The sequence below is a fragment of the Pseudomonas sp. genome (genome assembly GCF_041601375.1).
In the GTDB taxonomy this organism is placed as follows: Bacteria; Pseudomonadota; Gammaproteobacteria; order Pseudomonadales; family Pseudomonadaceae; genus Aquipseudomonas.
On record NZ_JBFIIG010000152.1, the window covers coordinates 1 to 10,322 of the forward strand.

Below are 10,322 nucleotides of genomic sequence, written 5' to 3' on the forward strand. Positions count from 1 at the left end.
GGCGCCGCCAGTGCCTTTGCCTATCCCTGTCCAAACCGTCGTTGAGGAGTCTGAGCTATGCGCCGTAGAACCAAGATCGTGGCCACCCTGGGGCCGGCTACCGAGAGTCCCGAGGCGATCGAAGCGCTGGTCAAGGCGGGGGTGGACGTGGTGCGGCTGAACTTCTCCCACGGCGCCGCCCGGGAGCACATCGCCCGCGCTGCGCTGGTGCGCGAGATGGCCCACAAGCACGGGCGCTTCGTCGCCGTGCTGGCCGATCTGCAGGGACCGAAGATCCGCATCGCCCGCTTCGCCGAGGGCAAGGTGCAGCTGTGCAAGGGCCAGGCCTTTGTCCTCGACGCCGGGCTGGACAAGAACGCCGGCGACGCGCAGGCGGTGGGCATCGACTACGAGGCCCTGATCACCGATAGCCGCCCCGGTGACATCCTGTTGCTGGACGACGGCCGTGTCGAACTGGTGGTGCGCCAGGTCGAGGCCAGCCGGCTGCTGTGCGAGGTGCTGGTCGGTGGGCCCCTGTCCAACAACAAGGGCATCAACCGCAAGGGTGGCGGCCTGTCGGCGGCGGCCCTGACCGACAAGGACTGCATCGATATCCGCACTGCGGCCGAGATGCAGGTCGACTACCTGGCGGTGTCCTTTCCCCGTGATGCCGCCGATATCCAGCTGGCGCGCCGCCTGCTGCAGGAGGCCGGCGGCGAGGCCGGGCTGATCGCCAAGATCGAGCGGGCCGAGACGGTCAACGACCTCGCGGTGCTGGACGCCATCATCGAGGCCTCCGACGGGGTCATGGTGGCGCGCGGCGACCTCGGCGTGGAGATCGGCGATGCCGAGCTGGTCGCGGTGCAGAAGATGATCATCGAGCGTGCGCGCACGCTCAATCGGCTGGTGATCACCGCGACCCAGATGATGGAGTCGATGATCACCCAGTCGATGCCGACCCGCGCCGAGGTGTTCGATGTGGCCAACGCCGTGCTCGACGGCACCGATGCGGTGATGCTGTCGGCCGAGACCGCAGCCGGGGCCTATCCGGTGGAGACCGTCGAGGCCATGTGCCGGGTGATCGTCGGTGCCGAGAAGCACCCGCTGGCGCATCGCTCCAAGCACCGCATGGACGAAGTGTTCCACAAGATCGACGAGTCGATCGCCATGTCGGCGATGTACGCAGCCAACCACCTGCACGGGGTCAAGGCGATCATCTGCATGACCGAGAGTGGCGACACGCCGCGGCTGATGTCACGGATCCGCTCGCACCTGCCGATCTATGCCTTTTCCCGCAACCCGCGTGCGCAGAACCGGGTCGCGCTGTTCCGTGGGGTGCAGACCATTCCCTTCGACAGCGACAGCTACCCGATCGCCGAGGTCAACGGCCGCGCAGTCGACGAGCTGCTGCGCCGCGGGGTGGTCGCCGAGGGCGATCACGTATTGATTTCGCGCGGCGATCACGCCAATGCCCAGGGTGGTACCAACTGCCTGCGGGTGATCCGCGTGGGCGACCGCATTTGTTAATCGAGGAGCTGCCTGTGAACCGATCCAGTACCCACAACGACCGCACGACGGTCATCGCGGCGGCCGCCGCTGAGTGGCCGCGCGACTTCGATTTTCGCGAAGCCTACGCCGAGCAGCGTGAATTGCTCGACCAGGCGCCCCTGACTCGCGAAACCCCAACTCCTATCCAAGGTGCCGAACGCAATGACTGACATGACCCTGATCCAGCAAGTGGCCGCCCGTGAAATCCTCGATTCGCGCGGCAATCCGACCGTGGAGGCCGTGGTGACCCTGGCCGGTGGCGCCGTGGGCGTCGCCAGCGTGCCGTCCGGCGCCTCTACCGGCAGCCGCGAGGCGCTGGAGTTGCGTGACGGCGGCGAACGCTACAAGGGCAAGGGCGTGCTGCGCGCCGTGGCCAATGTCAACGGGCCGCTTGGCGATCGGGTGCGCGGGCTGGATGCGCTGGATCAGCGTGCGGTCGATGCGGCGATGATCGCGCTGGACGGCAGCGAGGACAAAAGCGTGCTGGGCGCCAACGCGATCCTCGCGGTTTCGCTGGCTACCGCCAAGGCCGCCGCGGCGGCGCAGCAGCTGCCGTTGTACGAGCACCTGGCGACGCTCTATGGCCAGCCGGGCCGCTTCAGCCTGCCGGTGCCGATGATGAACATCATCAACGGCGGCGAGCACGCCGACAACAATGTCGACATCCAGGAGTTCATGATCCAGCCGATCGGTGCCAGCTCCTTTAGCGAGGCCTTGCGCATGGGCGCGGAGATCTTCCATACGCTCAAGCAGGTGCTCGGCGAGCGCGGCCTGAGCACCTCGGTGGGCGACGAGGGCGGCTTCGCGCCATCGCTGGCATCCAACGAGGAGGCGCTGGTGGTGATCCAGGAGGCGGTGCGCCGCGCCGGCTATGAGCTGGGCAAGGACATCAGCCTGGCGCTGGATTGCGCCGCCTCGGAATTCTATCGCGACGGCCGCTATGTGCTGGCCGGCGAGGGCAAGAGCTTCGACTCCGCCGGTTTCGCCGATTACCTGGCCGGGTTGTGCCAGCGCTACCCGATCGCCTCGATCGAGGACGGCATGGACGAAAGCGACTGGGATGGCTGGGCCTGCCTGACCGAGCGCCTGGGCAAGCAGGTGCAACTGGTCGGCGACGATCTGTTCGTCACCAACAGCAAGATTCTGCGCGAAGGCATCGAACGTGGCATCGGCAACTCGATCCTGATCAAGTTCAACCAGATCGGCAGCCTCAGCGAAACCTTCGACGCCATTCGCATGGCCCAGGATGCCGGCTATACCGCAGTGATCTCGCACCGTTCAGGGGAAACCGAGGACACCAGCATCGCCGACCTGGCGGTGGCGACCTGTGCCGGGCAGATCAAGACCGGCTCGCTGTGCCGCTCCGATCGGGTCGGCAAGTACAACCAGCTGCTGCGCATCGAAGCGGCGCTGCAGGGGCGTGCGACCTATAGCAGCGCTTCGATCTTCCCCCAGAGGAGTTAACGCCATGACCACCGCCAATCGCCTCGACAAGCTGTTTCCGACGCTGGCCGAGATCCCCGAGCAGTACCGTCTCGGCGCGCCCATCGAGCAGCGCGACTACCTGGTCGACGGCCAGTTGCGCACTTGGGAAGGGCCGCTGGCCAGCGTGCGCAGCCCGTTGTTGCTCAAAACCGAGCAGGGCGAGCAGCAGGTGATCCTCGGCAGTACGCCGCTGCTCGATGCCGAGGCGGCGCTGGTCGCTCTGGATGCGGCGGTGCGTGCCTACGCCAACGGCCAGGGCGCCTGGCCGAGCCTGCGCGTGGCCGAGCGCATCCAGCACGTCGAGGCCTTCCTGGCGCGCATGCGCGAGCAGCGCGAGTTGGTGGTCAAGCTGCTGATGTGGGAGATCGGCAAGAACCTCAAGGATTCGCAGAAGGAGTTCGACCGCACCTGCGATTACATCGTCGACACCATCGAGGCGCTCAAGGCGCTGGATCGCCGCTCCAGCCGCTTCGAGCTGGAGCAGGACACGCTCGGCCAGATCCGCCGCGTGCCGCTGGGCGTGACTCTGTGCATGGGGCCCTACAACTACCCGCTGAACGAGACCTTCACCACCCTGGTCCCGGCGCTGATCATGGGCAACACCGTGGTGTTCAAGCCGGCCAAGTTCGGCGTGCTGCTGATCCGCCCGCTGCTCGAGGCGTTCCGCGACAGCTTCCCGGCCGGGGTGATCAACGTGATCTACGGCAGCGGCCGGGAGACCGTCAGTGCGCTGATGGCCAGCGGCAAGGTCGACGTGTTCGCCTTTATCGGCACCCACAAGGGCGCCAGCGACCTGAAGAAGCTGCACCCGCGCCCGCACCGGCTGCGCGCGGCCCTGGGCCTGGATGCGAAGAACCCGGGCATCGTCCTGCCGCAGGTCGACCTGGATAACGCGGTCAGCGAGGCGCTCACCGGCGCGCTGTCGTTCAACGGCCAGCGCTGCACGGCGCTGAAGATCCTGTTCGTGCACGAGGATGTGGTCGACAGTTTCCTCGACAGGTTCGCCGCCAAGCTCGCCACGCTCAAGCCGGGCATGCCCTGGGAGGAGGGCGTGAGCCTGACGCCGCTGCCCGAGCCGGGCAAGGCCGAGTTCCTCGGTAGCCTGCTGGCCGATGCCGTGGCCAAGGGCGCGCGGGTGGTGAATGCCGGCGGCGGCGAAAGCCGTGGTTCGTTCTTCTATCCTGCCGTGCTCTACCCGGTGAGCGCCGACATGCGCCTCTACCAGGAGGAGCAGTTCGGTCCGCTGGTGCCTGTGGTGCCCTATCGCGACCTGCAGACGGTGATCGACTACGTGCTCGAGTCCGACTTCGGTCAACAGCTGAGCATCTTCGGCAGCGACTCGGCCCAGGTCGGCCGGCTGGTCGACGCCTTCGCCAACCAGGTGGGGCGGATCAACATCAACACCCAGTGCCAGCGCGGCCCGGACAGCTTCCCGTTCAACGGGCGCAAGAACTCGGCCGAGGGCACCCTGTCGGTGCATGACGCACTGCGGGTGTTCTCCATCCGCACCCTGGTGGCGACCAAATTCCAGGAGAGCAACAAGGCGCTGGTCAGCGAGATCATTCGCAACCGCGAGTCGAGCTTCCTGACCACCGACTACATCTTCTGAGGGCTGTCGCGATGAGTACACGTACTCTGATTATTTTGGATGGCGTCGGTTTGCGTCAGGAGGCCGATGCCAATGCCCTGGCCGCGGCGCGCACGCCGACCCTGGACGGTCTGCTGCAATGCTTCCCGCATAGCCGGATCGCCACCTCCGGGCTGGCCGTTGGCCTGCCCGAGGGGCAGATGGGCAACTCCGAAGTGGGCCACATGAACCTCGGCGCCGGCCGCGTGGTGTACCAGAACCTCACGCGCATCGACCAAGCCATCGTCACCGGCGAGTTCGCCGCCAATCTGCCGTTGCTCGACCTGGTCGATGGTGCCCGGCGCCGCGGTGGTGCGGTGCACCTGCTCGGCCTGCTGTCGCCGGGCGGCGTGCACAGCCATGTCGAGCAGATACTCGCCGCCTGCCGGGTGCTGGCAGCGCGCGGTATCGAGCGGTTCTACGTGCACGCTTTTCTCGATGGTCGCGACACCCCGCCAAAGAGCGCGCAGGCCTCGCTCGACGCGTTGCAGGCGGAGCTGGCGGGGCTGGGGCGCGGGCGTGTCGCCTCGCTGATCGGCCGCTACTACGCGATGGATCGCGACAACCGCTGGGAGCGGATCGAGGCGGCCTATCGGCTGATCGTCGAGGGTCGCGCCGAGTTTCATGCGGCCAGTCCCGAGGAGGCGCTGAGTGCGGCCTACGCGCGCGGCGAGTCGGACGAATTCGTCCGCGCCAGCGTGATCGGCCCGGCGGTGCGGGTGGCGGAGGAAGACGCGCTGATCTTCATGAATTTCCGCCCCGATCGGGCGCGTCAGCTCTGCCAGGCCCTGGTCGACCCCGGGTTCGACGGCTTCGTCCGGGCGAAGCCGATCGACAAGCAGCGCCTGCTGACCCTGACCCGCTATTCGGATCGACTCGATGGGCCTTGCGCCTATGCGCCGCAGGCTATCGTCAATAGCCTGGGCGAGTACCTGGCGGCGCTGGGCAAGACCCAGCTGCGCATCGCCGAGACGGAAAAATATGCCCACGTGACCTTTTTCTTCAATGGCGGTCGAGAGCAGCCGTTTGCCGGTGAGCAGCGCATTATGATCCCCTCACCGAACGTCGCGTCCTACGATCTGCAGCCGCAGATGAGCGCCCCGCAGCTGACCGAGCAGCTGGTGCAGGCGATCCGCAGCCAGGCCTTCGACCTGATCGTGTGCAACTACGCCAATGGCGACATGGTCGGTCACACCGGCTCATTCGCCGCCGCGGTGCAGGCGGTCGAGGCGCTGGATGCCTGCCTGGCCGAGGTGGTCGAGGCGACCCTGGCGGCGGGTGGCGAGTGCCTGATCAGTGCCGATCACGGCAATGTCGAGCAGATGCTCGATGCCGCCTCGGGCCAGGCGCACACCGCGCACACCCTCAATCCGGTGCCGCTGATCCTGGTCAGCGGTCGCGCCGGGCGTTTCGCCCTGAGGGACGGCCGCTTGTGCGACATCGCCCCGACCCTGCTGCAGTTGATGGGGCTGCCGGTGCCGGCGGAGATGGATGGACGGTCGCTGCTGGTGGCGGGATAGGGTCTGTCGCCGTTTCGTCGCGCGCCGCGTTTTGCTCATCATCGCGGCTGGCGTTGCTCCTGCAGGAGGGGCTCAGCGGCGCGCCACATCGGAGAAGTAGAACTTGTCCAGGGTATGCCGCGACTCGGTGTATTCGAACTGGCGGCCGTCCTGTAGGAAGGTCTGGTTCCGAATCACTATCACATGACCCTGGCCGCCAAGATCCAGGTACTGGCGGTCGTCCTTGCTGCAGTGCTGGGCTTCGATGACGCGCTGGGCGAAGCTGATATGCAGGCCGAGTGGGCCCTCAATGTATTCGTAGATCGAGCCCTTGGCGATTTCTTCGTTAAGGCCGGGGATCAGCTCGTCGACGAAGTAGTTGATATCGAGGATCACGCGCTGACCGTCGATACGGCGAATGCGCTTGATCTGGGTGATCAGGCTGCCCTCGGCGGCGTGCAGGTGTTCGAGCAGCGCGCCTTCAAGGGGCAGGTGACGGAATTCCACGACGTCTGTGATGAAGCTGCGGCCGAGGTGCTGATGGATTTCCTGGAAGCTGACGATGCCGCCCAGCTGCAGCTCTATATGGCTCTGCGACAGCACGAAGGCACCCTTGCCGTGCAGCTTCTGCACGAAACCGCGCTCCTGCAGCAGCTCGATGGCCTTGCGCACGGTGCCGCGGCTCGCCTGGTAGCTGTGCATCAGTTCGGTTTCCGAAGGCAGGCGTGCTCCTTTGGCTAACCGCTCGGCGCTGATCTCAGCAAGCAGATCGGTATAGATCTGGTTGTATTTGCTCATGCTCTCGGCTCTTGATGCTCATGCGCTACGCCATGCCGGCGCCCGCGAAGGCCTGAACCTTACAGAGGGCAGGCGCGCTTTGTCCATTCGTCGGCACCTCCTTAACTCGTCTGTACGAGTTGTTGCTTTAACTCGTCTGTACGAGTACGTTGTGCCTCGGCATGCTGCCAATAACAAGAATCTCAATGAAAGGAACAAGCATGAGCCACGACTACCATAAAGCCGCCGCCGAGATCCTCGAGGCGCTCGGCGGGGCGGGCAACATCGAACAGGCCGCCCATTGCGTCACCCGTCTGCGCCTGACCCTCAGGGATCAATCCCTGGTGAGCACTGCCCGACTCGCCGAAGTCGAGTTGGTCAAGGGCAGCTTCCTCACCGCCGGCGTGTTCCAAGTGGTCATCGGGCCCGGGGAGGTGGAGAAAGTCTACGCAGGCCTGCGTCAGCTGACCGGTCTGAGCGCCGCCAGCATCGGCGAGGTCAAGAGCCAGGGTGCGGCCAAGGGCAATGCCATGCAGCGCCTGGTGCGGGTGTTTTCCGATGTGTTCATGCCGATCCTCCCGGCGATCATCGTGGCCGGCCTGCTGATGGGTATCAACAATTTGCTCGGTGCCGAAGGCATGTTCATCGAGGGCAAGACCCTGCTGCAGGCTTATCCGAACCTGGAAGGCCTGTGGCAGCTGATCAACATGATGGCCAACACCGCCTTCGTGTTCCTGCCAGCGCTGGTCGGCTGGTCGGCGGCCAAGCGCTTCGGAGGCAGCGAGATCCTCGGCATCGTGCTGGGCCTGTTGCTGGTCCATCCGGATCTGCTCAATGCCTGGAACTACGGTAAGGCGGTGGCTGGCCTGGATGGCGCGAGCATTCCCTACTTCGACATCTTCGGCCTGATCCAGATCGAGAAGGTCGGCTACCAGGGGCAGATCCTGCCGATCCTGCTAGCGGCCTGGGTGATGAGCCAGATCGAAATCTGGTTGCGTGCCCGAGTGCCCAATGCCATCCAGTTGCTGGTGGTGCCCATTACCACCATCGTCATCACCGGCTTCCTGGCCTTGGCGCTGATAGGCCCGGTTACCCGTCATCTGGGCATTCTGATCACCGAAGGCATGGTTCATCTGTTCGAGTTGGCGCCGGTGCTCGGTGGGCTGATCTTCGGCACTCTCTATGCGCCACTGGTGATCACCGGCATGCACCACATGTTCATCGCCGTGGACCTGCAATTGATCGCCGGCAATGGCGGCACTTTCATCTGGCCGATGATCGTGATGTCCAACGTCGCCCAGGGCAGTGCGGCGCTGGCGGTGTTCTACAGCACCCGCAACGTGCGCGAGCGCAGCATGGCTTCGGCCTCGGCGGTGTCGGCCTATTTCGGCATCACCGAACCGGCCATGTTCGGCATCAACCTGCGTTACAAGTTTCCCTTCTACGCGGCGCTGTGCGGTTCCGCGCTGGGCTGCGTCTTCCTCTCGCTGAGCAAGGTCAAGGCCGCGGCCATCGGCGTCGGTGGCTTGCCGGGCTTTATCTCGATCATTCCCCAGCAAATCCCGCTGTTCATGGTGGGCATGTTGATTGCCCTGGTCGTGCCCTTCGTCCTGACCTACGCCCTCAGCCGCCGGATCATTCTGCCGGGCTACCGGGTGGCATGAGGCGGCGCGCCGGTGGCGAGCGCGCTCGCCACCGGCAACTGGAAAAACCATCTCTTCTATAGTGGGAACTGTGCAATGCAAGACTGGAAGCGCTCGGTGGTCTATCAGATCTACCCCAAGAGCTTTTACAGCCACGCAGGCCGCGCCACCGGCGACCTGCTCGGCATCGCCGACAAGCTCGATTATCTGCGGTGGCTGGGCGTCGACTACCTGTGGCTGACCCCGTTCCTGCAGTCGCCGCAGCGCGACAATGGTTACGACATCAGTGACTACTACGCGGTCGACCCGAGTTGCGGCAGCATGGCCGACCTGGAGTTGCTGATCGACCAGGCCGGGCGCCGTGGTATCCGCCTGATGATGGACATCGTGGTCAGCCACACCTCCATCGAGCATCCCTGGTTCCAGGCCGCACGGCAGAGCCGCGACAACCCCTATCGGGATTTCTATATCTGGCGCGACACGCCGAACAACTGGCAATCCAAGTTCGGCGGTTCGGCCTGGGCCTACGACGCCGTCACCGAGCAGTACTACCTGCACCTGTTCGACCAGAGCCAGGCGGACCTGAACTGGGACAACCCGCGGGTACGTGAGGAAATCTTCCGCATGATGCGCTTCTGGCGCGACAAGGGCGTCGGCGGCTTCCGCCTGGATGTGATCAACCTGATCTCCAAGCCCAAGGACTTTCCCGAGGGCGACTGCGACGGTCGGCGCTTCTACACCGACGGCCCGCTGGTGCACGAGTACCTGCAGGAGATGAATCGCGAAGTGTTCGACGGCCATCCGCTGGTCAGCGTCGGCGAGATGTCCTCCACCACCCTGGAGCACTGCATCCGCTATTCGCACCCCGAGTCCAGCGAGCTGTCGATGACCTTCAACTTCCATCACCTGAAGGTCGACTATCCGGCGTTGCAGAAGTGGGTGTACGCCGAGTTCGATTTCGTCGGGCTCAAGCGCATCCTCTCCGACTGGCAGACCGGCATGCAGCAGGGCGGTGGTTGGAATGCCCTGTTCTGGTGTAATCACGACCAGCCGCGGGTGGTGTCGCGCTTCGCCGACGACGGCGTTTACCGCGTGCAGTCGGCGAAGATGCTCGGCACCGCGCTGCATTTGCTGCAGGGCACGCCCTATATCTACCAGGGCGAAGAGATCGGCATGACCGATCCGGGCTTCGACGATATCCGCCAGTACCGCGATGTCGAGACCCTGAATATCCATCGTCTCAAGCGCGAGGCGGGGGTGCCGGACGAGGAGATCATGGCGGCGATCCGGCAGAAATCGCGGGACAACGCGCGCACGCCGATGCACTGGAGCGCCGCGCACAACGCCGGTTTCAGTAGTGCCCAGCCGTGGATCGAACTGGCGCCCAACTACCCCGAGATCAATGTCGAGGCGGCCCTGGCGGACGGCGACTCGGTGCTGCACCACTACCGTCGGCTGATCGCCCTGCGCAAGGTCGAGCCGCTGATCACCAGCGGCGAATACCGCTGCCTGCTGCCCGAACATCCTCAGGTGTGGGCCTATCTGCGGGTCGGCGAGGGCGAGCGCTTGCTGGTGGTGAACAATTTCTACGCCAACGATTGCGAGGTGCGCCTGCCCGAGGATGTGCTGCCGGCCGCCAGCCAGCAGCGCCTGCTGATCAGCAACTATGCGGATTGCCCGCCGCGCGGTGCCTGCCTGTACCTGCGGCCCTATGAATCCTTCGTGCTGCACCTGACGGAGGGCGGGATTTCACAGCAGTAGCCC

At 65.1% G+C, this 10,322-nt stretch carries 8 protein-coding genes; 7 read left to right on the top strand and 1 reads right to left on the bottom strand.

The annotated features are described in order from the left end of the window. Window positions 1-57: 57 nt before the first annotated feature. From pyk to gpmI, 5 genes are read left to right on the top strand one after another with little or no spacing between them, the layout of a single operon-like run. Window positions 58-1,506, top strand: coding sequence for a pyruvate kinase (gene pyk, locus ABZE94_RS16840; protein WP_372876672.1), 1,449 nt, complete (start codon window positions 58-60; stop codon window positions 1,504-1,506). 14 nt (window positions 1,507-1,520) lie between these two features. Continuing rightward, window positions 1,521-1,697 carry a hypothetical protein gene (locus ABZE94_RS16845; RefSeq protein WP_372876674.1) on the top strand — a complete coding sequence of 59 codons (177 nt, stop codon included), beginning with the start codon at window positions 1,521-1,523 and terminating at the stop codon, window positions 1,695-1,697. Window position 1,698: 1 nt separating this feature from the next. After that, on the top strand, window positions 1,699-2,991 hold the full coding sequence (eno, locus tag ABZE94_RS16850; RefSeq protein ID WP_372876686.1) for a phosphopyruvate hydratase: 1,293 nt from the start codon (window positions 1,699-1,701) through the stop codon (window positions 2,989-2,991). 4 nt (window positions 2,992-2,995) lie between these two features. Next, window positions 2,996-4,621: an NADP-dependent glyceraldehyde-3-phosphate dehydrogenase gene (locus ABZE94_RS16855; protein ID WP_372876676.1), complete on the top strand. Its 1,626-nt coding sequence runs from the start codon at window positions 2,996-2,998 to the stop codon at window positions 4,619-4,621. Between the two features lie 11 nt (window positions 4,622-4,632). Beyond that, window positions 4,633-6,159, top strand: coding sequence for a 2,3-bisphosphoglycerate-independent phosphoglycerate mutase (gene gpmI / locus ABZE94_RS16860; protein ID WP_372876678.1), 1,527 nt, complete (start codon window positions 4,633-4,635; stop codon window positions 6,157-6,159). 72 nt (window positions 6,160-6,231) lie between these two features. Here gpmI and treR read toward each other — a convergent pair whose 3' ends face one another. Then, a complete protein-coding gene (gene treR, locus ABZE94_RS16865) occupies window positions 6,232-6,936 on the bottom strand; it encodes a trehalose operon repressor (RefSeq protein ID WP_372876680.1) in 705 nt (234 codons plus the stop codon). Window positions 6,937-7,136: 200 nt separating this feature from the next. Between treR and treP the strand changes: the two genes are divergently transcribed. Both treP and treC read left to right on the top strand, forming a co-directional pair. After that, a complete protein-coding gene (gene treP, locus ABZE94_RS16870; protein ID WP_372876682.1) occupies window positions 7,137-8,579 on the top strand; it encodes a PTS system trehalose-specific EIIBC component in 1,443 nt (480 codons plus the stop codon). Between the two features lie 75 nt (window positions 8,580-8,654). Continuing rightward, window positions 8,655-10,319 carry an alpha,alpha-phosphotrehalase gene (treC, locus tag ABZE94_RS16875; protein ID WP_372876684.1) on the top strand — a complete coding sequence of 555 codons (1,665 nt, stop codon included), beginning with the start codon at window positions 8,655-8,657 and terminating at the stop codon, window positions 10,317-10,319. Window positions 10,320-10,322 lie beyond the last annotated feature (3 nt).